This window comes from Mycobacterium sp. 852002-51163_SCH5372311, from assembly GCF_001667115.1.
GTDB lineage: Bacteria > Actinomycetota > Actinomycetes > Mycobacteriales > Mycobacteriaceae > Mycobacterium.
Map to the genome: position 1 here is coordinate 42247 of NZ_LZIJ01000034.1, position 21876 is coordinate 64122.

Consider the following 21876-nt stretch of genomic DNA (forward strand, 5'->3'; position numbering starts at 1 on the left):
TGGCGCCGCCCAGGGTGCCGCCCCGACCTCAGACGGGCTGACCGTGTACGCGCGCTCTACCACCATCCAGGCGCAACCCGCTCTGATCGACGCTGGGATTGCGCATTTTCGCGATGTCACCTGGCCCATCCTCCAGGGCATCGACGGCTGTCTCGGCATGTCCGTATTGGTCAACCGTGGGTCAGGCAGATGCATATTGACCAACTCGTGGCAGACCAAAGAGGCCATGCACGCGAGCGCCGAGCAGGTGCGGTTGGAGAACAAGCGGGCCGCCGACATGCTCGGCGGTTCGCCGATCGACAACCTGTGGCAGATCGCGGTTGTGCGCCGCGATGACAGCAAAGGTCCTGGTGCCTGCGTGCGTGCCGCATGGCTCAAAGCGCGACCGGAGCTGTTCGAGAGCGCCATCGACTTCTACCGGCAGAAGATGCTTCCGGCTATCGAGGGCTTTGACGGCTTCTGCAGTGCCAGCCTGATGGTCGACCCCACCGCCGCGCGGGCGGTCGCATCGGTGACGTTCGACAGCGTGGGATCGATGGAACGAAGCGCTGACGCGACCGGCGCGTTGCAGACGGCAATGCTTCGCGACCTCGACCTGGACCAGGATGATGTCGGCGAGTTCGAGCTGGCCCTCGCTCATCTCAGGGTGCCCCGACAGGACTGAGGCGGTCCTCGGCGCCACGGCGGTAATACCAGGTAACAGCCACTTTCAGCTCACAGCTCCTACATAAGCAGCGCATAGCCGCCACTACTGTTAACCCAGGCATCATGCGTCTCATGAGTGAAACACCTGAAACCCCCACCGTGCGGGCGCACACCGCTACCGCACCTAGTCCAGTCGCAGAAGAACCCGTCCGCAGAACCCCCAGAGTCTTTCTGGGTGCGGCGTGGGTAGCCATCGTCGCCGGGATCGTGTTCATCGTCGCGGTCATCTTCTTCACCGGCTACAGCCTCGGACGGCACGCCGGCCACGGCGGCTATCACCACCACGGTCACCACAAGCATCACGGGATGATGTACCACCGGCACGGCCCCGGCGGTGCGGGTGGGCCCGGCGCGACCACGCCTGGCGGCGCCCCGTCCGTGTCCCCCTCGCCGGGTCCCGGCCAGATTCCGTCGTCGGTCTCCCCGTCGCGGACGCCTTAGTCAACTTGCTCACGGGGCACGAGGGGACCCCGGCGGGTCTAACCCACAACCAGCAGCCCGGCGCTCGCGCGAGCGCCGGGCCGCGGTATTTCGTACCCGGCAGCTGAATTCACAGAAAACTCCTCTAACCAACTCGTTTCGGCGCTCGCGCGCCGAGGGCAGTATTGGGAGGCATGAGCGAATCACCTGAAACGTCGAGTCCGTCGACCGCGGTCGCCGCCGCTCCTCCGCCGCCACGGGAAAAGCCGCCCCGGCTCTATGTCGTCGCGGCGTGGGTGGTCATAGTTGCCGGCATCGTCTTCATCCTGTCAACCGTATTCTTCACCGGCGCAGTCATTTTCGGGTCTTATCACCACTGCCATCACCACCATCACCACGGCATGTACCGGCACTGGGGGCCGCCCGGGCCGGGCGGCGGGCCCTGGCAGTGGGGTCCCGGTATGCCCGGCATGAGCCCCGGTGCACCAGCCGGACCTCCCGGTGGGCCAGGTGGGCCCGCCCAGTCACCGTCGGCGCCCGCTCCGCCGTCTGCGTCCAGCACACCGCCGCGTCCGTAGCCGGCCGGCACCAGCCCGAAGCCGTTGGCGGACAACATCATTGGTCATCACGGCAAGGCGCGAAGGAGCCGGTGCTGACGCGCGACCGCCGTGCCTGGCATGATCGAGACCTATGACAATTGAAGTCGTTTACACCACCGCATCCACCGCGACCGGCGGCGGCCGCGACGGCCACGTGAAGTCCGACGACGGCCGCATCGACCTGGAGACCCGACCGCCGAAGGCGATGGGCGGCAACGGTGAGGGCACCAACCCCGAGCAACTGTTCTCGGCCGGTTACGCCGCCTGCTTCCTGGGTGCGCTACGGCTGGTGGCCGGCAGGGCGAAGGTCAAGCTGGACGACGCCACCAACGTCACCGTCGAGGTCGGGTTCGGCAAGGACTCCGATGGCGGTTTCGGCCTCACCGGAAAGATCGTCGGCTATCTGCCGGGCCTGGAGCAGGGCGCCGCCGACGACCTCGTCGAGCAGGCCCACCAGGTGTGCCCGTACTCCAAGGCCACCCGGGGAAACATCGACGTCGAAATTTCGGCCAAGGTCTAGCCCGTGCGAGCCGCCGTCGCGATGGGGACCCTTGGTCTGGCCATCTGCGGAGCGGTCCCCGTCGCGCACGCCCATCCGTCGGATCCGGGCGTGGTCTCCTACGCGGTGCTCGGCAGGGGATCGGTCGGCAACATCGTCGGCGCGCCGATGGGATGGGAATCGGTGTTCACCGAGCCCTACCAGGGCTTCTCGGTCGACCTCCCGGTCTGCAACAACTGGGCCGACATCGGCTTACCCGAGGTGTACGGTGACCCCGACCTGGCGTCGTTCAACGGGGCCACCACCCAGACGTCGGCCAACGACCAAACCCACTACGTCAAGCAGGCCGTCGGGGTATTCGCCGGCAACGACGCGGCGGCCCGCGCCTTCCACCGGGTCACGGATCGCACGGTGGGCTGCTCGGGCCAGACCACCGCGATGCATCTGGATAACGGCACCACACAGGTGTGGTCGTTCGACGGCGGACCGCCGACCGCGACCGACGCGAACTGGACCAAGCAGGAAGCGGGCACCGACCGGCGGTGCTTCGTTCAAACCCGGCTGCGGGAAAACGTGTTGCTGCAGGCCAAGGTGTGCCAATCCGGCAACGCCGGTCCGGCGGTCAACGTTTTGGCAGGGGCGATGCAGAACGCGTTGGGCCAGTAGTTCTGGTTGAGTATTTGGCTCATCGGGAATATGTCGGTGCGATCTGGAAGATGAAGTGGTGGCGGTTATCGTTCCGGTAGCCGCGCAACTAACGGTCCACAGGGCATGCTTGGACATGCTCGGGCCCGGAGGGATCGTGATATGACCGTCACCGCCGCGACCTCGCAGCGGCCGGATTCGGGCGAAGCGGAGATGGCCAGTTCCGCGGCCGCTGCTCAATACATCGCAGAGACCTGTTTGGTCGATGCCCCCCTGGGCCGAGTCGGTTTGGAGATGGAGGCACACTGCTTCGACCCCGCCGACCCGTACCGGAGGCCGAGCTGGCAGGAAATCACCGCGGTCCTCGAGCCGCTGCCCACACTTCCCGGCGGCAGCGCGGTCACCGTGGAGCCCGGCGGCGCCGTCGAACTGTCCGGCCCACCCATCGAGGGTGTGGTGCCGGCCATTGCCGACATGCGTCGCGATCAGGCCGTGCTGCGGTCAGGTTTTGCCGACGCGGGGCTGGGGCTGGTTTTTCTGGGCGCCGATCCGCTGCGGCCGCCGCACCGCATCAACCCGGGCGCGCGTTACCGCGCCATGGAGCAGTTCTTCGCCGCCAGCGACTCGGCTGAGGCGGGCGCGGCGATGATGACCTCGACCGCGTCGATCCAAGTGAACCTGGACGCCGGGCCGCAGGCAGGTTGGGCCGCCCGGGTGCGCCTGGCGCATGCCTTGGGGCCCACGATGATTGCGGTGGCCGCCAACTCTCCGATGCTCGGCGGCGAGTTCTCCGGCTGGCTGTCCACCCGGCAGCGAGTGTGGGGCCAGATGGACTCCGCCCGATGCGGGCCCATCCTGGGCGCCAGCGGTGTCGACCCCGGCACCGACTGGGCGCGCTACGCACTCAAGGCGCCGGTGATGCTGGTGAATAACCCGGAGGCCACCGCGGTCACCCACTACGTGCCCTTCACCGACTGGGTGGACGGCCGGGTGTTGCTCGGCGACCGCCGCCCCACCGTGGCGGACCTGGAGTATCACCTGACCACACTGTTTCCGCCGGTACGCCCGCGCCAGTGGCTAGAGATCCGCTACCTCGACAGCGTGCCGGACGAGTTCTGGCCCGCACTGCTGTTCACGCTGGTCATGTTGCTCGACGATCCGAATGCCGCCGACATCGCTGCCGAAGCCGTCGAACCGGTAGCCACCGCCTGGGACAACGCCGCCCGCCTCGGCCTGCGTGATCGCCGCCTGTACGAGGCGGCCAACCGGTGCGTGGCAGTGGCAGCTGAGCAGGCGCCACCAGAACTCACCGACGCGATGGAGCGATTGGTCCGCAACGTCGAACAGGGCCGCTGCCCCGGGGACGACTTTTCCGACCAGGTAATCGCACACGGCATCGCCCCGACCGTCGCGCGGCTAACCGAAGGGGACGTGTGACCTCCCGACAACGACTTGCCGACGATCTGGAGCGGGCGCGCACGCGCACACTACGGCTGGTCGATTTCGACGATGCCGAACTTTGTCGTCAATACGATCCGCTGATGAGCCCACTGGTGTGGGATCTGGCGCATATCGGTCAGCAGGAAGAGCTGTGGCTGCTGCGTGCCGGCGACCCGAACCGGCCGGGAATGCTGCCGCCGGCAGTCGAGACCCTCTACGACGCCTTCGAACACTCCCGCGCCAGTCGGGTCGACCTGCCGCTGCTGTCACCGGATCGCGCGCGCTCGTATTGCCGCACCGTGCGATCCGCCGCGCTGGACGCCCTCGACGCACTTCCGGACGACCCAGCTTTCGACCGAACGCGGTTCACCTTCGGGATGGTGATCAGCCACGAAAACCAACACGACGAGACGATGCTGCAGGCACTGAACCTGCGCCCGGGGCCGCCGCTCCTCACCGACGCCGCCGCCTTGCCCGCGGGCCGCCCTCGTCTCGGCGGAACGTCGGTGTTGGTGCCCGGCGGCCCGTTCCAGCTGGGTGTGGACGCCGCCGTCGAACCCTACTCATTGGACAACGAACGCCCTGCCCACATCGTCGACGTGCCGGCGTTCCGGATCGGCCGGGTGCCCGTCACCAACGGCGAATGGCAACACTTCATCGACGACGGCGGCTACACCCAGCCGCGGTGGTGGTCGGACCGCGGCTGGCAGCATCGCCTCAAGGCGGGTCTTACCGCGCCGCAATTCTGGGCTGCCGACGGGCGAGGGCGAACCCGGTTCGGCTACGTCGAGGACATTCCGCCTGACGAACCGGTACAGCACATCAGCTACTTCGAGGCCGAGGCCTACGCGGCCTGGGCCGGAGCCCGCTTACCAACTGAGGCGGAATGGGAGAAGGCCTGCGCGTGGGATCCGGCGACGAACACCCGACGCCGCTATCCATGGGGTGACGAGGCGCCGTCGGACGTTCGCGCCAACCTCGGGGGCACCTCGCTGCGTCCGGCCCCGGTGGGCACCTACCCTGGCGGGGCTTCGGCTTACGGGGCGGAGCAGATGCTGGGCGACGTCTGGGAGTGGACGAGCTCACCGCTGCGGCCCTGGCCCGGATTCGTGCCCATGGTGTATCAGCGTTACTCGCAGCCGTTCTTCGACGGCGACTACCGGGTGTTGCGGGGTGGATCGTGGGCCGTGGAGTCGGCCATCCTGCGGCCCAGTTTCCGCAATTGGGATCACCCGTACCGTCGTCAGATCTTTTCCGGCGTCCGGTTGGCGTGGGACGTCTGATGTGCCGTCACCTCGGCTGGCTCGGAGCTGACGTCACCGTCTCATCGCTAATGCTGGACCCGCCCTATGGCCTTCGGGTCCAGTCGTATGCGCCGCGCCGGCAAAAGCACTGCTTGCTGAACGCCGACGGATGGGGGGTCGGGTTTTTCGACGGCGAGGTACCCAGGCGCTGGCGCAGTGCGGCGCCGTTGTGGGGCGACGTGTCGTTCGAGTCGGTCGCGCCTGCCCTGCGCAGCCACTGCGTGGTGGCCGCGGTGCGCTCGGCCACCGCCGGCATGCCGATCGAGGTCAGCGCGACAGCACCGTTCACCGATGGCCGATGGCTGTTGTCGCACAACGGGATTGTCGACCGCGGTCTACTTCCGCTCAGCCGGTCGGCCGAATCGGTATGCGACAGTGCGATGCTCGCGGCCACCATATTCGAGCGAGGAATGGATGCCCTGGGTGACACGGTCGTGGAATTGGGGACCGCCGATCCCATTGCCAGACTCAACGTGCTGGCCGCCAACGGATCTCGACTACTGGCCACCGCCTGGGGCGACACCTTGTCCATCCTGCACCGCGCCGGCGGTGTGGTGCTGGCCAGCGAGCCTTACGACGACGACCCCGAATGGGAGGACGTGCCGGACCGCCATCTCGTCGAAGTGACGGCGAACGGTGTCACCCTGACCCCGCTGGTTCCCGCAAAATCCGCGAAAGGACCTTGATGACGCCGTCGCTGTCCAACCACCTCGCCGCCGACGCGGCGTATCAGGCGTTGCGCCGCGATGTGTCCGAGGGGTTGCAGAAGACGCCGAAATCTCTGCCGCCCAAGTGGTTCTACGACTCGGTGGGCAGCGACCTGTTCGACCAGATCACCCGGCTGCCCGAGTATTACCCGACCCGTGCCGAGGCCGAGATCCTGCGTGCCCGGTCGGCGGAGGTCGCATCCGCGAGCCGGGCCGACACCCTGGTCGAACTGGGGGCGGGGACGTCGGAGAAGACCCGACTGTTACTGGATGCGCTGCGCGATCGTGGATCGCTGCGCAGGTTTGTGCCCTTCGACGTCGACGCCACCATGCTGTCGACCACCGCCGCGGCTATTCAACGTGAATATCCAGGCGTCGAAATCGCCGCTGTCTGCGGCGATTTCGAGGAACACCTGAGTGAAATCCCCAGCGGCGGACGACGGCTGTTCGTGTTCTTGGGATCGACGATCGGCAACCTCACCGCTGAGCCGCGTGCGGAGTTCCTCGCCACCCTGGCCGCGGTGATGCGGCCTGGCGACGGACTGCTGCTGGGCAGCGACTTGGTCAAGGATATCGACCGGTTGGTGCGGGCCTACGACGATACGGCCGGCGTGACGGCACGGTTCAACCGCAACGTGCTCGCGGTGATCAACCGGGAACTGGACGCCGACTTCGACGTCGACGCCTATCAGCACGTCGCGCGGTGGAACACCGAAGAGGAACGCATCGAGATGTGGTTGCGGTCCGATCGTCGTCAACGGGTGCGCGTCGGTGGGCTCGATTTGAGCGTCGATTTTGCGGCGGGCGAGGAGATGCTGACCGAAGTGTCGTGCAAGTTCCGCCCGGACGGAGTGAATGCCGAATTGGCCGCGGCCGGCTTGCGCCGCATCCGCTGGTGGACCGACGGCGCCGGCGACTTCGGACTGTCCCTCGCCGTCAAGCCCGACAAGTGAGCGAGCCGCTGGCCGACCGATGGCGCGCGGCCCGTCCGCCCGTCGCCGGGCTGCACCTGGACAGCGCGGCCTGCTCACGCCAGAGCGTCGCGGCGATCGACGCGGCGGCCCGGCATGCGCGTTACGAGGCCGAAGTCGGTGGTTACGTCGCAGCCGAGGCCGCCGTACCCGCGCTCGACGCCGGACGCGCGGCATTTGCCGCGCTGATCGGCCTGCCCGACGCCGACGTGGTGTTCACCACCGGCTCGTTCAACGCACTGGATTTGCTGTTGGGCAGCTGGCCGGGCGACCGAAAGAGGCTGGCTTGTCTGCCCGGCGAATACGGTCCCAACCTGGCCCTGATGGATGTCCACGGATTCGAGCGTCAGCTGCTGCCGACTCTCGACGACGGCCGGTTAGCCCTCGACGACGCGGCTTTGGCGCTGGGCGAGGACCCGCCCGAGCTGGTCCACCTCACCGCCGTGGGCAGCCACAGCGGCGTCGTACAACCGCTGCCCATGGTGGCGGAGCTCTGCCGCGAGTTGGGTCTGCCGTTGGTCGTCGACGCGGCCCAGGCGCTGGGTCAGGTGGATTGCGTGGTGGGTGCAGACGTCACCTATTCGTCGTCGCGCAAGTGGATCGCGGGGCCGCGCGGCGTCGGTGTGCTGGCCGTTCGTCCTCACCTGATGGAGCGGTTACGGCCACGCTTGACGGCACCGGAATGGGCGGCGCACTTCAGCGTGGCCCGGCAACTGGAGTTCGGTGAGGCGAATGTTGCTGCGCGCGTGGGATTTTCGGTGGCGATAGGAGAGTATTTGGCCTGCGGTCCGGAGTCCGTACGCGGTCGCCTGGCCGAGCTCGGCGCGAGCAGCCGCGGCGCACTGGCCGATGTGCCCGATTGGACGGTGGTCGAAGAGGTCGAGGAGCCGAGCGCGATCACCACTCTGGCACCGGCCGACGGCGTCGATCCTGCGGCCGTGCGGTCGTGGTTGCTCGAGGAGCGTCGGATCCTGACCACCCTTGTCGGGGTGGCGCGGGCGCCGCTGGAGCTAGCCGGACCTGTGCTACGGATCTCGCCGCACATCGACACCACGGCTGAGGACCTGGAAACCTTCGCCGAAGCACTGATTGCGGCAACCGCTGCGACCGCTTAGCCGGCTTTGTGCGCGAGGCGACGCCGAGATCGACGTTGGCGTGAAAAATCGCGAGAATGGACCGCGCTACCGTCGATTTCGACGAAGCGCGGGAACTGTCACCCGGCTTTGTGCGCGCTCAGCAGATAGGCGGGCAGCTTCATCCGGCCTTTCTCGTCGCGGTCGTGCTGCGGAAATTGGAACGGCGCGTCCGGGGGCAAGTTCGGGATATTGGCGTGGACAAAGGCCGGTCGGATGTCGTCGATCTCCCAGTACTGGCTCACCTTGGCGCGTAGTTCGTTCTCGTCGACCTCATTAGGCTTCGGGTTCATCTCCGCGGGGAAGGCACCCTTGGCGAACACCAGCACGTAGAAGTTGGCGCCAGGGGCTGCCGCGCGGTGCACCGAGCTCAGGTAGCCGTCCAAGCTTTCGACCGGTAGCGAGTGATACAGCGTGCTGTCGATGACGGTGGAGAAGCGACCGTCGTAGCCGGTGAAGTCGGTGATGTCGGCCTGCTCGAAGCTGGCGGTGGTCAACCCGCGTTCCTGTGCGGCTTTGGTGGCCGCCGCGATAGCGGTGGGCGTGATGTCGATGCCCACCACCGTGTAGCCGTCGGCGGCCAGCGCTAACGACAGCTCGGCGAACCCGCACCCGGCGTCCAGCACGTCGCTGCGGACCTTTCCGGCGGCGATCAGCGCGGCCAATTCTGGTTGCGGCTCACCGATATTCCATGGCGGCGGCCCCTCGAACTGGCCCTCCTCGCGGTAAGTGCTGTCCCAGTCCATCACCTCGTCGGCCATGGCTCCCAAACTACGCGAGGCTAGGTGTCCCAGGTGTGCACGGGCTCGTTGGCATGCATGTGCTCGCAGTACCGGCGCAGCATCTCGGCCAGGGCCTGCGGCCGGGTCATGCCGCCGTCTTGCAGTGCCCGGACGGTGGACACCTGCCAGTGCGCGCCGTTGCGCCCGGTCTTGGCGCGGCCCTCGATGACGCCGAGAAAACGGTCGCGCACCTGCGCGTCGACCCCCAACGCCCGCAGTCCGTCATCGGCCATCGGCAGCAACGTGTCCAACACCAGCCGATCGGGCGTCACCTCGCCCAGTCCCGGCCACTGCAGTCGCGAATCCATGCCATGCTGAGCCGTGTGCAGGAAATTGGCTTGCGCCGCAGCGAAATTCATTTCCGACCACAGCGGTGGATCCGCTGCGGCCAGGCTGTGCAGGGCGCCGTAGTACAACGACGAATTCGCCAGCATGTCAATGACGGTGGGCCCTGCCGGCAGCACCCGATTTTCCAGGCGCAGGTGTGGGCGCCCGCCGACCACGGCGTAGACCGGCCGGTTCCACCGGTAGACCGTGCCGTTGTGCAGCCGCAATTCAGCCAGCTGCGGGATGCGCCCGGATGCCAACTCGGCCGCCGGGTCTTCCTCGGACACCTCGGGCAGCAGGGACGGGAAGTAGCGGATGTTCTCCTTGAAAAGGTCTACGACCGAGTCGATCCAGCGTTCCCCGAACCACACTCGCGGGCGCACGCCCTGAATCTTGAGCTCCTCGGGCCGGGTGTCGGTGGACTGCGCGAACAGCTCGATCCGGGTTTCCGCCCACAGTTGGTGGCCGAAGAAGTAGGGGGAGTTCGCACCCAGTGCCAGCTGCGGAGCGGCCAGCACCTGGGCCGCGTTCCAGTGGGCAGCGAAATCCGCCGGAGCCAGCTGCAAATGCAATTGCATACTGGTGCAAGCGGATTCAGGCGCAATCGAGGCGGCCTGCCAGCTCAGCGGCTCCGGACCGGCGATATTGATCGGGATGTCCTCGCCGCGGGCGGAAAAGATGGAATCGTTGAGCGCCGTATACCGCGTCGACTCGCTCATCCAGCCCTCATTCAAATGCTCCGGCATCAGGGTGGGCAGGATGCCGATCATCACAATGTGGGCTCCCGCTCCGGGGCCGGAACAGGCCCGAGTCTCCGCATCGTTCAGGCTGGCCCGCACTTCTGCCTCGAGGTCCAATCCGGCGTGTCCGCGCAACGGACGCGGCGGCACGTTGAATTCGATGTTGTAGGCGCCCAATTCGTTCTGGTAGGCCGGGTCGGCGATGGCCTTCAGCACGTCCCGGTTCGACATTGCGGGCTGGTAATTGGAGTCGACGAGGTTGCACTCGATCTCCATGCCGGTGAGCGGGCGGTCCGCTTCGAACCTGGCCCGGGTCAGCATCGTCTCGAAGACGTCCAGGCACAGCTGCACCTTGCGCCGGTATTCCCGCCGCTGTGCGCGGTCATACGTGGTGCGCTTTACCTCTTCGCCCACAAAGTCTCCCGAAGCCGATGCAACAGGTTACCGACCCCTACGCCACCGTGGTGAGCCGCGATCGCCACGGCCTGATGGTGGCGACCCGTCCCCCAGCTTCGCGGGGGTGCCCCCACGCCCCGCTGCGCCGCGCTCGCGATCGCCACGGGTGGCCACGACGATCTGCGGGCGTGGGTGGATGGGGGAATTGAGCAGGCCGCCGCCGCGCAGCTCGACGTGGATTGTTGGGTCGGCATGCCGGGCCAGTGCCCGCAGCGCAGAGGGGCTGTAGGCCCGCAGCGAACTGATCACGCCGTCGTGCAGGAGCGGGAACAGCGCCAACGGCAGCATCTGCGACAGCTGCAGGATGTGCAGCAGCGAAGGTGGCCGCGGCAGGTCGATGATCACCAGCTTGTCCGCGACCCGGGTGCCCTCGGCGAACACGCGCGATGCCAACGCCGGTGGCAAGTGGTGGAAAGACTGCGCGAACACTGCCAGGTCGTAGCTGCCGTCGGGCGCGTCGATGGCCGTGGCGTCCATCTCGCGGACCGTGACGCGTGGGTGATCGCCCAGATCGCCGGCTGCAATCGCGGCCACCGATGCCGGCTCGACGTCGGTAACGGTGATATGCGCGGTGGGAAGCATCTCCAGCAACTTCCGCGACAGCCCGCCATGGCCTGAGCCCAGTTCCAGGATCTTGGGATCGGGCACGTCGCGGACCTCCTCGAACGCGGCGCGGGCAAATATTTCGTGCTGCCCGAAAAGCCGTCCCATCCGGTCCAACGAGCGGACCACCGCACGCTTCTTGTTGTCGGCGTCGTCACGGTCGAGGTATTCCAGACGGTCGGTCTGCAACTTGCGGTCCAGCCACGAAGCGTCGGGTCCGCCGCGCGGCATGTCGTCGATGGCTGCTTGGGTCGTCATATGGACCATCATGGACGATTGGATGCAGTGTCCGAGCTCACAGCGGAGGAGAGCTAGGTGGCCGGGTTCCCCGATTTCATAGCCGCCATCGACCAGGGCACCACCAGCACGCGCTGCATGCTCTTCGATCGCGGCGGTGGCGAGGTGGCCCGTCACCAACTCGAGCACGAGCAGATCCTGCCGCGCGCCGGCTGGGTGGAACACAATCCGGTGGAGATCTGGGAACGTACCGCGTCGGTCTTGATGTCGGTATTGAACACGGCCAACCTTTCTCCGAAAGACATTGCCGCGCTCGGGATTACCAATCAGCGTGAGACGACCCTGGTGTGGAACCGGCGCACCGGTAGGCCGTATTACAACGCCATCGTCTGGCAGGACACCCGCACCGACCGCATCGCGTCGGCGCTGGACCGCGACGGCCGTGGCGACGTGATCCGGCGTAAGGCGGGCCTGCCACCGGCGACCTATTTTTCCGGCGGGAAGTTGCAGTGGATCCTCGACAACGTCGACGGCGTGCGGGCCGACGCCGAACGCGGCGACGCCCTCTTCGGCACCCCGGATACCTGGTTGTTATGGAACCTGACCGGTGGATCGCGCGGCGGCGTACACGTCACCGATGTGACCAACGCCAGCCGCACCATGCTGATGGACCTGGAGACGTTGGACTGGGACGACGAGCTGTTGTCCTTCTTCTCCATCCCCAGGGCGATGCTGCCGGCGATCGAGCCATCGTCACCGCGGCAGCCGTATGGCGTGACGCTGGATAGCGGACCGGTCGGTGCCGAGGTGCCGATCACCGGTGTCCTCGGCGATCAGCATGCGGCGATGGTCGGTCAGGTGTGTTTGGCAGAAGGAGAGGCTAAAAACACCTATGGGACAGGCAATTTCCTGCTGCTGAACACCGGCGAGACGATCGTTCGGTCTAACAACGGCCTGCTGACCACGGTGTGCTACCAGTTCGGGGACGCCAAACCCGTTTACGCGCTTGAGGGCTCGATCGCCGTGACCGGCTCGGCGGTGCAATGGCTGCGCGACCAGTTGGGGATCATCAGCGGCGCAGCCCAAAGCGAATCCTTGGCAAGTCAAGTTGCTGACAACGGCGGCGTGTACTTCGTGCCGGCCTTCTCCGGGTTGTTCGCACCCTACTGGCGATCAGATGCCCGCGGCGCGATCGTGGGGCTGTCGCGATTCAACACCAACGCTCATCTGGCCCGCGCGACGCTGGAGGCGATCTGCTACCAGAGCCGTGATGTGGTGGACGCGATGGCAGCGGATTCCGGTGTCCGCCTCGAGGTGCTGAAGGTCGACGGCGGCATCACCACCAACAATCTGTGCATGCAGATTCAGGCCGACGTGCTGGGCGTGGACGTGGTGCGTCCGGTAGTCGCCGAGACGACGGCCCTCGGCGCTGCGTACGCGGCTGGCTTGGCCGTCGGGTTCTGGGCCGACCCGTCGGACCTGCGGGCCAATTGGCAGGAGGACAAGCGCTGGACGCCGGCGTGGGACGACGACCAGCGCGCCGCGGGGTACGCCGGCTGGCGCAAAGCGGTGCAACGAACCCTCGACTGGGTCGACGTGTCCTAGTTTTCCTTGCCGCGAGCGTGCGCGTTTGTACACCGACACGTCGGGTGCGGCCGTACATTTGCGCACGCTCGCGGGGCTGGGGGCTCAGTCCTCGCCGAGGATGCCGTAGATTTCCCGCCGCGCATTGTTGATGATCTCGACAATGCGCTGCTGCTGCTCGGCAGTGGCGGTGTGTGCGGATTGCGCGACGGCACCGAACAGCTGACCCATGGACGCCCGTAAATTGACATGACCCGGGTCGGCGCCTTCGGCGATCTCCTCCCACGGAGGGGTTTCGACCTTCTCAGCCGCCGCCCGGCCGTCGTCAGTCAGCTCGAAAAGCTTCTTGCTGCCGTCGGTTTCGCTGGTGGCGATCAGCCCTTCGTCGTCCAGCAGTTGCAGTGTCGGATAAACGGAGCCCGGGCTGGGCTTCCAAATTCCGTTGCTGCGCTCGGCGATCTGCTGGATCATCTCGTAGCCGTGCATCGGACGCTCGGCCAGCAGCACCAGAATGGCCGCCCGCACGTCGCCGCGACGTCCGCGCCCACGGCCGCCGCGACGCCAACCGCCCCGCGGGCCGCCGAAACCGAAGCCCGGCCCGAAACCGGGCCCGAAACCAGGGCCGAAGCCGGGGCCGAAACCCAGGGGTCCGTCGTGGCCACCGGCGTTTTCGCGGAGATGCTCGAAGAATTCTCGCCGGGCCTGCCGCCTGGCGCCGTGCAGCGCCCGTCGTTGGACGGGGCCGGCAGGTCCGAAGCCGAATCCGAAGCCGGGGCGGGCAGCGAATGGCCCGCCCGGAGGAGTGAATGGAGTGTTCATGTGTCCAAATCCTTTTGTCTGAGAAGAGGCGGCGTCTGCCTGCCTCGGTATATCACGATATATCGTGATCGAACGCGATGCAACGGTACTGGTGAGCGCGGTTTCTGGGTCGTTTGTATCCCGTCGTAACGGGTAGCTCCTGAACGATGAACGTTGAAAATGCCCATCAGACGTTCGACAATCCAGCGCGAAACATGAGTCAACCGGTGCAGGGTCAAAGCCGCCGAAACGGGCGGGTTTGGTCGTGGGTGAACTGGGGGCTGGCTATATGCACGGTCCCCGGCGCAGCGATTGTGATGCTGTTCGCGCTCGGCGCCGTCATGAGTACCGATGCCTGCAGCGAACGCTCTTGCCCCAACCTGGGCCGTGGCGGGATCGACTTCGGTGTCGCCTTCTACGGTGCGCCGGTGGTGGCCTTCGTGGTGATCGTCGTCTCTTTCTTCACCGCGAAGCACAAGGGCGGCATCGTCGTTCCGCTACTGGGGTGGGCGCTGCTGATCGCCGACGTCATCGTCATGGCAGTCACCGTCGCCCCATAGGGCGGCCAATCAGTGCGGCGGTGAGAATCCGCCGCTACGCGGAGCCTGCTGCGGCTCAGCCTGCGGCCACGGGGCCGGCTGCTGCCAGCCGGAGGGTGGCTGGGGCGCCATGGGCGGCCCGACCGGCGGCCCTGCCGGCGGCCAGCGGCCAGGACCCGGGGGCAGGCCCGTCGGCTGCATCCGAGCTAGCTCGCGCCGGTGTCGTTCAGCGAGGACGGCCGCAAGCACCAGCTGGGGCGGTGCACCGGGTGGAGGTGGCGGCGCGATGTGGGAAATCACGTCACTGGCGATCCGATAGGCCATCTGGTCACGCAGCCTCGGGTCGAGTTGCGCTGCCCGGGAAAGGAATTGACGTGCAACCTCGGCTTGCCCCGCGGTCAGGCCGGACAGCTGCAGCGACGACGCCCACCATGCCAGCGATGGCGGCATCGCCGGCGGCGGTCCCAACCGGGGCCCGCGTTCACTGACTACGACGGTGCCCGCGAAGATGTCGCCGATGCGTTTGGCCTTCGGCGACAACAAGCTGCAGATCACGGCGGGGCTGCCGAACAGGGTCCAGATCTCCACCACCGACGCCAACGCTCGAAACAGCGCCTGCCGGAAGCGTTCCGGGCCGCCGTCGTCGGACACCACCCGCAGACCCATCGCCATCTTGCCCACCGAGCGGCCGCGCGTCGCGGTCTCGATCGCGACCGGATAACCGACTATCACCAGCACCGTGAAAATGATCAGGATGGCGGTGGTCAACGCCTCGTCGAACTCGCGCAGCGTGACTGCCCACAGCATCATGCCGAGCACCCAGCCCACGAACATCAGCGTCAGGTCGATCACCGCGCTGAGCAGCCGCACCGGCAACTGGGCGATCTGCACGTCCAGTACTACTGCGTCGCCGGTCACCACCTCGGACATAACACCGAACGGTACATGCTGCGCGTGATCGTCATGGCCCGCCTGCAGCCGGCGAAGCTAAGCTGCGCAGCGTGGATGTCGACGCCTTCGTGCTGACCCATCGCGGTACCTGGGACCGGCTCGATCAGTTGATCAAGAGGCGCCGGTCGCTGACGGGTGCCGAAGTCGACGAACTCGTCGAGCTCTACCAGCGGGTGTCCACGCACCTGTCGATGCTGCGGTCGGCCTCGTCTGATTCGCTGCTGGTTGGCCGGCTCTCCAGCTTGGTCGCTCGCGCTCGCGCCGCGGTGACCGGCGCACACGCCCCGCTGAGCCGTACGTTCACCCGGTTCTGGACGGTGTCGTTCCCCGTCGTGGCTTATCGGGCCTGGCGATGGTGGCTGGCGACGGCGGTGGCCTTCTTCGTCGTCGCCGTGGTCATCGCGTTCTGGGTGGCGGGCAATCCGGAAGTGCAGGCTGTCGTCGGAACACCAAGGGACATAGACCAATTGGTCAACCACGACGTCGAGTCGTACTACAGTGAGCACCCCGCCGCGGCGTTCGCGCTGCAAGTGTGGGTGAACAATTCCTGGGTGGCCGCCAAGTGCATCGCCTTCTCGGTCGTGCTGGGCCTGCCGATTCCGTTCGCGCTGTTCGAAAACGCGGCCAACCTGGGCGTCATCGCCGGACTGATGTTCCAGAACGGCAAAGGGGGCCTGCTGCTCGGCCTACTCGCCCCGCACGGACTACTCGAGTTGACCGCGGTGTTCCTGGCCGGAGCGGCCGGGATGCGGTTGGGCTGGTCGGTGATATCGCCGGGTGACCGCCCGCGCGGCCAAGTGCTTGCCGAACATGGCCGTGGCGTGGTGTCGGTGGCGATCGGATTGGTGGGCGTGCTGTTGGTCTCCGGCTTGATCGAGGCCTTGGTGACGCCGTCGCCGCTGCCGACGTTCGTTCGGGTGGGCATAGGAGTGATCGCCGAGGCGGCGTTCTTGTCGTACGTCGTGTATTTCGGCCGTCGCGCGGTGCGGGCCGGGGAAACCGGCGACATCGATGACGCGCCCGACGTGGTCCCCACTCGCTGAACCTTGCCGAGTGTGAACCGACGGCTTTCAGTGTGAATGTACGGCTTTCGGTGTGAATGTACGGCGGGAATCGACGCGACTTTCCGCCCAGGGCGCACGCACAAAGCCCAGGATTCACACGCGCAAAGCCCAGAGTTCACACTAGAGCCTGAGACTACGAATGCCGCCGTGGACTCCGACCAACAGCGATCAATCGCTCGTCCTAAACCTACAGTCGCCCAGTGGCTTTCATCGCTATATAGCGATCCGCAAGAGCGGGCGCGATCTCGGCAGGTGGCGCGTCGACGACTTCCACCCCGCTTCGGCGCAGTCGCGATGCGATCGCGCGGCGATCGTTGCGGGACCGTTCGGCCGCCGCCGCGTCGTACACCGCGGCGGGATCCGAACGCCCGGAGGCCATTTCGTCGACGCGCGGGTCGGCGACCGCGGCGATCAGCACGTGGTGCTTGGCCGACAACTGCGGCAGCACCGGCAGCAGGCCCTCGTCGAGAGCGGTCGCGTTCAGGTCGGTCAACAACACCACCAGCGACCGTCGCCGGGTACGTCGGGAAATTGCGGCTACCATTGCGCGCCAATCGGACTCGACAAGCGTCGGTTGCAGCGGGGCCATCGCGTTGACCAGCTGGGCCAACAGTTCGGTTCGCGATGCGCCGAACACGCCGGCCCGGGTCACCCGGTCGTGGGCCAGGAAGTCGACGTTGTCGCCGGCCCGCGACGCGAGCGCGGCCAGCAGCAGTGCGGCGTCCATCGACCAGTCCAGTCGGGGCCACCCCGCGGGATCGGCGGCGGTGGGGTCGACACCGACGCGACCGGCGGCCATCCGGCCGGTATCGAGGACCAGCACGACCCGCCGGTCGCGCTCCGGCCGCCAGGTGCGGACCATGACGTCGGCGCGGCGCGCGGTTGCCCGCCAGTCGATTGAGCGGACGTCGTCGCCGACGACATACTCGCGCAGCGAGTCGAATTCGGTGCCCTGTCCGCGGATCAGCGTGGGGAGCAGGCCGTCGATCTCCTGCAGCTTGGCGAGCCGGGACGGCAGGTGCTTACGAGACAGGAACGGCGGCAGCACACGAATCTGCCCGGGCACCCGCTGCGAAGCTTGTCGCCCCGCCAACCCCAGCGGACCGACCGAACGGGCGGTGATCACGGCCGCGCGCTGGTCGCCACGACGGACCGGCCGCAGCCGGGTCTCGACATGTTCACGCTGCCCGGCGGCAATGACGACGGTGTGGGCGCGTGGCTGCGCACAGGCACTGGGCGGCCAGGCATCACGGATCTGACCGCGGAACCGGCGGCGGCCGTCGTTGTGAATCAGCAGACCCGCCGCCACCGGCTGGGCCAGCCGGACCGAACTGTCCGGCGAGCGGATATACCGCAACCTGCGCGGGCTGGCCGCCAACCCGACATCGATGGCCACCAGTGCTGCCAGCGCTACCAGCAGAGCTTCGAAAGCCTTTGCCGGCCAAGGCGACAGCGTGATCGGCAGGACACAGATCAGTGCCGCCAATCCGGCGCGTCCGGTCAGGATCACTAGCGGGGCACCGGAACCGACGCCAATATTCCCTCGAGCACGCCGTCGGGTGTGGCGCCTTCGAGCTCGGCTTCCGGACGCAGCATCACCCGGTGCCGAAGTGTCGGGCGGGCCATGGCCTTGACGTCGTCGGGAGTGACGTAGCTGCGGCCGGACAGCCATGCCCAGGACCGCGCGGTGCCGAGGAGCGCGGTTGCCCCGCGTGGCGACACACCGAGCTGCAGTGCGGGGGAAGACCGCGTGGCTCCGACGATGTCGACGATGTAGCCCAGCACTTCGTCGGCGATCAGCACCTGGCGCACCGCCTCGCGTCCGGCTGCCAACTCCGCCGGCCCGGCGACCGGTTTGATATCGGACAGGTCGCGGGGGTCGAAGCCGTGTGCGTGCCGCCCGAGGATGGCTATCTCGGAATCGCGGGGCGGCAGTGTCACATTCAGCTTGAGCAGGAAGCGGTCGAGCTGTGCTTCGGGCAATTGGTAGGTGCCCTCGTACTCGATGGGGTTCTGGGTCGCGGCGACGATAAACGGGTCGGGCAGTGGCCTGGGCTCGCCGTCCACGCTGACTTGACGCTCTTCCATGGCCTCGAGCAGCGCCGCCTGCGTCTTGGGCGGGGTGCGGTTGATCTCGTCGGCCAGCAGGAGATTGGTGAACACCGGGCCGGGCCGGAAGGTGAAAGCGGCGGTGCGGGTGTCGTAGACGAGCGAACCGGTGACATCACCGGGCATCAGGTCGGGGGTGAACTGTACCCGCTTGAATTCCAGTTGCAGGGCGGCGGAGAGCGAGCGGACCAGCAGCGTCTTGGCTACTCCCGGAACGCCTTCCAGCAACACGTGACCGCGACACAGCAGGGCGATCACCAGACCGCTGATCACCCCTTCCTGTCCGACGACGGCCTTGGCGATCTCGGTGCGCAGGGCAAGCAGTGCCTCGCGCGCCGACTCAGCGATCGGCGTCTGGGTTGGAGAGGCGTGGGGCGTAAAAGAGGGTTGCGTCACTGGTGGGTGACCTGCCTTTCGATGTCGTCGAGCGCACGGGCAAGTTGTAACAGGTCGTTGTCGGTGGCGGGGACCGGCCCGAAGAGTTGGTAGAAAACGAAATTCACGTCGGCACCGCTGCGGGCGGCGACGGCCGTCACCACCGCGGGTGCCGGAGCGTTGGTGCCCAGGCCGAGTCGCGGCAGCAATCGCTGCAATGTCGCGGTGCGCAGCGCGTCGGCGGCGCGATCGCGCGCCCTGCGCGACCGGTACAACCGCCCACGGCCTTCCACGGTCTCCGACGCCCGAACCACGACGGGCAGTTCCTCGGCAACCAGCGGGCCGATCCGGCGGCCCTTCCACAACGCGACCAGCAGTACGACCAGGCACAGTTGCCAGGCCATCCAGCTCACGTTGTCCGGAATCAGATCTGAAAACGATGTGGCGGAGGGCTTTTCGCCCTCCGTGTGGTCGGGCGCGTACCAAATGAGACGCGGCCGGTCGCCGGCGAGGTTCATTGCCAGCGCGGCGTTGCCCTCTTGCAGCAGACTCCCGTTCGTCATGAAATCCGAACTGCCGACCACCGTGACGGTTCGGCCGCCGTCGCGATAGCGGATCAACGCCCCGTTGTAGCAACTGGTCACCTCGCGCCCGTCTTTGAAGCTGTAGCTGCTGCTCGGCCCAAACCGAACCGGCCCGGATCGAACTGCCTCGCGCAGAGAGCAATTCGGTTCCCGGTTGAAGGGGCCGCCGCTTGCTATGCGCAGGCCCGGTGCCAGTGCCTCACGAGTTCGCGAAGTCGGTTCCACCAGTAGCAGATCGCCGGGAACGTGTGCCAAGCGGTCCAGTATGGTCCGGTCGGTCAAGTATTGGCTCTGCGCAATCAGGATCAGCGTGTCGCGACGTGCCGACCTTTCCACGTCGGCGATGCTGCCGGCGACGACGACCTCCACGCCGCCGTCGCGCAGCAGCGTCACCAGGGCATGGGCACCGTGGGGGCCGGTCGCCCCGGCATCCATCCGGCCGCCGGGCCGCGGTGCGGTCAGGTAGGCGCCAATGGCCGCCACCGCCACAAACAACACCAGCATGAGCGCTGCCCCGCGCCATGACCGCCAGCGGCGCGTCACCGTACCCTCCGCAGCGGGCGCGGCCGCCGTCACCGGACCTGTGCCCATGAGTCGGCGGGAACGGGGTGTATGCCCGTTGCCGGTGCGCCGGCCGACCGCGACCGCAAATGTTCGTCGAGATCGGCGATCATCTGGTAGGCGGCCTGGGTTCCGGGGCGTTCACCGTAGGTCACGTCGTTGAATGCCGTTGCCGACTGGGACAATTCGTCTGCCAAACGAGGCAACGCGATGCCGGCGTCTCGGGCCAGTTCATTGGCGGTCCGGCCCGGAGTCGGGTTGAGCACGCCGGTCTCCTCCAGTTGGCGGGCGACCGCGCGCAGCCGGTGGCGGATGGCTGCGGCCCAATTCCCTTCCGCTGCATAACGTTCCGCGGTTGCACGGTGTTGGGCGGCGGTAAGCTGCGCGGCTTCGAACAGCTGGGAGTCGCCGTCGCGTCTGGTGCGCAGCATGTTGCGTGCGATGCGGATGGCGACCACCACCGCAACCGCCAGCAGAATGAGCAGCACCGTCGCGGTGAACCACCCGCCAGGTATGTGGGAAGTCTTCTCCAACAGCCGGTACAGGAATTCGTTGATCCATTCGTCCAGTTTCTGGCTGAAGGAGGACTGGGAATAGATCGGCTTGTCCAGCTCGTGCTGGGCAAGCTGATGTGCGCCATCACGGTCGATGTCGATGGAAGGCACAGTCAGTAGGTCCTCAAACGGGCCTGGTCAGCCAAAGGTGATCGGTGGACTCCCCCGCGGAGGGTCCGCCGGCGGCGCCGGTCTGCAGCACCAGGTCGAAGGCCTCTGCGCGGATTCGTCGGTCGGTGTAGAGCAGCACCACCACCCCGGCGCTGAACGGAGCGGTGAGAATCTGACCCAAGGCCGAGCCGATGGATGCCAGGGTGGTGCCGAGGATCAGCATGCCGAGCGACGATCGGCCCGCCATGGACAGCATTACCTGGCCGGCGATGCTGAACGGCATCCCAACCGCACCTGCGACGATGTTCGTCGCCAGAGTCGCCAGCAGCCAGATGCCCAGCACCCGCCAGAACCCGTTGCGGACCAGCGCGAAGGACCTGCCGATGGCCTCGAAGACGGGCAGTCTTTCCAGCACGATCAGCACGGGAGCGAACAACAGCGCGATGTACAGGTAAGCCAGCAGCGCGATCACGATGAGGACCAGCGGAAACGCCACCAGGACCGCCAGCGCTGCATGACCGACCGTGGCCGCACCGGCGATGAGCACCGCCGCCAGCCCGATGATCGCCACCGCGCCCGCGCCTTCCAGCAGCGACAGGCCGATCAAGGCCGGCAGCCGTCCGCGAATCCTGGCCCACGCTTCGCCGATGGTGATCGGCGAGCCGAACACCGCCCGCCCGACCACGACAGTGAGCATTCCCGACAGCAGGATGCCGCCCAGCCAGGCGACCAGGACACTGCCGCCGAGGCCCAGCATCCAGCCGGCCGCGTCGGCCCAGGACAACTCGGCGGCCGGTGCGCTTTTCAGCCGGCTGGCGGCGGCCAATGGGCCCAGCGTCGCGACGTAGCTGATGATCTGCATGACCAGCACCACCGCCGCGGTCAGCCCGATCGTCGCCTTCGGATTGGCGCGGATGTAACCGACCGCGCCGTTGAAGATGTCGCTGAGATTCAACGGCCGCAGCGGGATGATGCCGGGTTTGACGGCGCCCGGCGCCAGTGGTGGCGGACCGAAGCCGGGCGGGAACCCATAGCCCCCCGGGGCGCCGTACCCCGGCGGCGGGCCGTAGCCGGGACA

At 67.1% G+C, this 21876-nt stretch carries 23 protein-coding genes; 13 read left to right on the forward strand and 10 right to left on the reverse strand.

All coding sequences use genetic code 11. The annotated features are described in order from the left end of the window. Nucleotides 1-43 precede the first annotated feature (43 nt). From A5791_RS04945 to egtE, 10 genes are all read left to right on the forward strand, one after another. Nucleotides 44-664, forward strand: a complete 621-nt coding sequence (locus tag A5791_RS04945; RefSeq protein ID WP_067232060.1) for a hypothetical protein — start codon at nucleotides 44-46, stop codon at nucleotides 662-664. Between the two features lie 104 nt (nucleotides 665-768). After that, the gene (locus tag A5791_RS04950) at nucleotides 769-1146 is read left to right on the forward strand and encodes a hypothetical protein (RefSeq protein ID WP_082966744.1); all 378 of its coding nucleotides are present in this window, start codon (nucleotides 769-771) and stop codon (nucleotides 1144-1146) included. Between the two features lie 173 nt (nucleotides 1147-1319). Then, nucleotides 1320-1703, forward strand: a complete 384-nt coding sequence (locus tag A5791_RS25810; RefSeq protein ID WP_082966745.1) for a hypothetical protein — start codon at nucleotides 1320-1322, stop codon at nucleotides 1701-1703. Between the two features lie 112 nt (nucleotides 1704-1815). After that, nucleotides 1816-2244, forward strand: a complete 429-nt coding sequence (locus A5791_RS04955) for an organic hydroperoxide resistance protein (RefSeq protein ID WP_067232065.1) — start codon at nucleotides 1816-1818, stop codon at nucleotides 2242-2244. Nucleotides 2245-2265: 21 nt separating this feature from the next. Continuing rightward, nucleotides 2266-2889: a sensor domain-containing protein gene (locus tag A5791_RS04960; RefSeq protein ID WP_067232128.1), complete on the forward strand. Its 624-nt coding sequence runs from the start codon at nucleotides 2266-2268 to the stop codon at nucleotides 2887-2889. Between the two features lie 141 nt (nucleotides 2890-3030). Continuing rightward, nucleotides 3031-4305: an ergothioneine biosynthesis glutamate--cysteine ligase EgtA gene (egtA, locus tag A5791_RS04965; RefSeq protein ID WP_067232070.1), complete on the forward strand. Its 1275-nt coding sequence runs from the start codon at nucleotides 3031-3033 to the stop codon at nucleotides 4303-4305. Beyond that, entirely contained in the window at nucleotides 4302-5591 is a 1290-nt protein-coding gene (gene egtB / locus A5791_RS04970) for an ergothioneine biosynthesis protein EgtB (protein ID WP_067232072.1), read from the forward strand. Before egtA ends, egtB begins: the two co-directional genes overlap by 4 nt. After that, a complete protein-coding gene (gene egtC, locus A5791_RS04975) occupies nucleotides 5591-6298 on the forward strand; it encodes an ergothioneine biosynthesis protein EgtC (protein ID WP_067232074.1) in 708 nt (235 codons plus the stop codon). Before egtB ends, egtC begins: the two co-directional genes overlap by 1 nt. After that, nucleotides 6298-7272, forward strand: coding sequence for an L-histidine N(alpha)-methyltransferase (egtD, locus tag A5791_RS04980; protein WP_067232076.1), 975 nt, complete (start codon nucleotides 6298-6300; stop codon nucleotides 7270-7272). Before egtC ends, egtD begins: the two co-directional genes overlap by 1 nt. After that, the gene (egtE, locus tag A5791_RS04985; RefSeq protein ID WP_067232080.1) at nucleotides 7269-8405 is read left to right on the forward strand and encodes an ergothioneine biosynthesis PLP-dependent enzyme EgtE; all 1137 of its coding nucleotides are present in this window, start codon (nucleotides 7269-7271) and stop codon (nucleotides 8403-8405) included. The genes egtD and egtE overlap by 4 nt, the downstream gene beginning before the upstream one ends. Nucleotides 8406-8503: 98 nt before the next feature. Here the strand turns inward: egtE and A5791_RS04990 are convergent, their stop codons facing one another. From A5791_RS04990 to A5791_RS05000, 3 genes are read right to left on the reverse strand one after another with little or no spacing between them, the layout of a single operon-like run. Further along, the gene (locus tag A5791_RS04990; RefSeq protein ID WP_067232083.1) at nucleotides 8504-9184 is read right to left on the reverse strand and encodes a class I SAM-dependent methyltransferase; all 681 of its coding nucleotides are present in this window, start codon (nucleotides 9182-9184) and stop codon (nucleotides 8504-8506) included. Between the two features lie 20 nt (nucleotides 9185-9204). Then, the gene (locus tag A5791_RS04995) at nucleotides 9205-10686 is read right to left on the reverse strand and encodes a glutamate--cysteine ligase (protein WP_067232087.1); all 1482 of its coding nucleotides are present in this window, start codon (nucleotides 10684-10686) and stop codon (nucleotides 9205-9207) included. Nucleotides 10687-10713: 27 nt separating this feature from the next. Next, the gene (locus A5791_RS05000) at nucleotides 10714-11598 is read right to left on the reverse strand and encodes a class I SAM-dependent methyltransferase (protein ID WP_082966748.1); all 885 of its coding nucleotides are present in this window, start codon (nucleotides 11596-11598) and stop codon (nucleotides 10714-10716) included. 48 nt (nucleotides 11599-11646) lie between these two features. Here A5791_RS05000 and glpK point away from each other — a divergent pair, with 48 nt between their 5' ends. Next, nucleotides 11647-13173, forward strand: a complete 1527-nt coding sequence (gene glpK, locus A5791_RS05005; RefSeq protein WP_067232090.1) for a glycerol kinase GlpK — start codon at nucleotides 11647-11649, stop codon at nucleotides 13171-13173. Between the two features lie 84 nt (nucleotides 13174-13257). Here the strand turns inward: glpK and A5791_RS05010 are convergent, their stop codons facing one another. Continuing rightward, entirely contained in the window at nucleotides 13258-13971 is a 714-nt protein-coding gene (locus tag A5791_RS05010) for a PadR family transcriptional regulator (protein WP_067232092.1), read from the reverse strand. A gap of 194 nt (nucleotides 13972-14165) precedes the next feature. Between A5791_RS05010 and A5791_RS05015 the strand changes: the two genes are divergently transcribed. Further along, entirely contained in the window at nucleotides 14166-14510 is a 345-nt protein-coding gene (locus A5791_RS05015; protein ID WP_067232132.1) for a hypothetical protein, read from the forward strand. A 9-nt stretch (nucleotides 14511-14519) separates the two neighbouring features. Here the strand turns inward: A5791_RS05015 and A5791_RS05020 are convergent, their stop codons facing one another. After that, the gene (locus tag A5791_RS05020) at nucleotides 14520-15419 is read right to left on the reverse strand and encodes an RDD family protein (RefSeq protein WP_067232095.1); all 900 of its coding nucleotides are present in this window, start codon (nucleotides 15417-15419) and stop codon (nucleotides 14520-14522) included. Between the two features lie 71 nt (nucleotides 15420-15490). Between A5791_RS05020 and A5791_RS05025 the strand changes: the two genes are divergently transcribed. Next, nucleotides 15491-16483, forward strand: a complete 993-nt coding sequence (locus A5791_RS05025; protein ID WP_067232099.1) for a stage II sporulation protein M — start codon at nucleotides 15491-15493, stop codon at nucleotides 16481-16483. Nucleotides 16484-16691: 208 nt separating this feature from the next. Here A5791_RS05025 and A5791_RS05030 read toward each other — a convergent pair whose 3' ends face one another. The 5 genes from A5791_RS05030 to A5791_RS26655 form a co-directional block, all read right to left on the reverse strand. Next, nucleotides 16692-18014, reverse strand: coding sequence for a DUF58 domain-containing protein (locus A5791_RS05030; RefSeq protein WP_067232102.1), 1323 nt, complete (start codon nucleotides 18012-18014; stop codon nucleotides 16692-16694). Next, nucleotides 18014-19009, reverse strand: a complete 996-nt coding sequence (locus tag A5791_RS05035) for a MoxR family ATPase (protein ID WP_067232106.1) — start codon at nucleotides 19007-19009, stop codon at nucleotides 18014-18016. Before A5791_RS05035 ends, A5791_RS05030 begins: the two co-directional genes overlap by 1 nt. Next, nucleotides 19006-20163 carry a DUF4350 domain-containing protein gene (locus tag A5791_RS05040; protein ID WP_067232109.1) on the reverse strand — a complete coding sequence of 386 codons (1158 nt, stop codon included), beginning with the start codon at nucleotides 20161-20163 and terminating at the stop codon, nucleotides 19006-19008. The genes A5791_RS05035 and A5791_RS05040 overlap by 4 nt, the downstream gene beginning before the upstream one ends. Continuing rightward, on the reverse strand, nucleotides 20145-20798 hold the full coding sequence (locus A5791_RS05045; protein WP_067232110.1) for a DUF4129 domain-containing protein: 654 nt from the start codon (nucleotides 20796-20798) through the stop codon (nucleotides 20145-20147). Before A5791_RS05045 ends, A5791_RS05040 begins: the two co-directional genes overlap by 19 nt. A 13-nt stretch (nucleotides 20799-20811) precedes the next feature. Then, the coding region (locus A5791_RS26655) for a hypothetical protein (RefSeq protein ID WP_067232112.1) at nucleotides 20812-21876 on the reverse strand (1065 nt) is incomplete at its 5' end.

What these genes read in the sequence shown, in the direction of transcription:
- A5791_RS04950 (WP_082966744.1), top strand. Translation starts at nt 769, where the DNA reads ATGCGTCTCATGAGTGAAACACCTGAAACCCCCACCGTGCGGGCGCAC.
- A5791_RS25810 (WP_082966745.1), top strand. Translation starts at nt 1,320, where the DNA reads ATGAGCGAATCACCTGAAACGTCGAGTCCGTCGACCGCGGTCGCCGCC.
- A5791_RS04955 (WP_067232065.1), top strand. Translation starts at nt 1,816, where the DNA reads ATGACAATTGAAGTCGTTTACACCACCGCATCCACCGCGACCGGCGGC.
- A5791_RS04960 (WP_067232128.1), top strand. Translation starts at nt 2,266, where the DNA reads ATGGGGACCCTTGGTCTGGCCATCTGCGGAGCGGTCCCCGTCGCGCAC.
- egtA (WP_067232070.1), top strand. Translation starts at nt 3,031, where the DNA reads ATGACCGTCACCGCCGCGACCTCGCAGCGGCCGGATTCGGGCGAAGCG.
- egtC (WP_067232074.1), top strand. Translation starts at nt 5,591, where the DNA reads ATGTGCCGTCACCTCGGCTGGCTCGGAGCTGACGTCACCGTCTCATCG.
- egtD (WP_067232076.1), top strand. Translation starts at nt 6,298, where the DNA reads ATGACGCCGTCGCTGTCCAACCACCTCGCCGCCGACGCGGCGTATCAG.
- A5791_RS04990 (WP_067232083.1), bottom strand. Translation starts at nt 9,184, where the DNA reads ATGGCCGACGAGGTGATGGACTGGGACAGCACTTACCGCGAGGAGGGC.
- A5791_RS05000 (WP_082966748.1), bottom strand. Translation starts at nt 11,598, where the DNA reads ATGGTCCATATGACGACCCAAGCAGCCATCGACGACATGCCGCGCGGC.
- A5791_RS05010 (WP_067232092.1), bottom strand. Translation starts at nt 13,971, where the DNA reads ATGAACACTCCATTCACTCCTCCGGGCGGGCCATTCGCTGCCCGCCCC.
- A5791_RS05015 (WP_067232132.1), top strand. Translation starts at nt 14,166, where the DNA reads ATGAGTCAACCGGTGCAGGGTCAAAGCCGCCGAAACGGGCGGGTTTGG.
- A5791_RS05020 (WP_067232095.1), bottom strand. Translation starts at nt 15,419, where the DNA reads ATGTCCGAGGTGGTGACCGGCGACGCAGTAGTACTGGACGTGCAGATC.
- A5791_RS05040 (WP_067232109.1), bottom strand. Translation starts at nt 20,163, where the DNA reads ATGGGCACAGGTCCGGTGACGGCGGCCGCGCCCGCTGCGGAGGGTACG.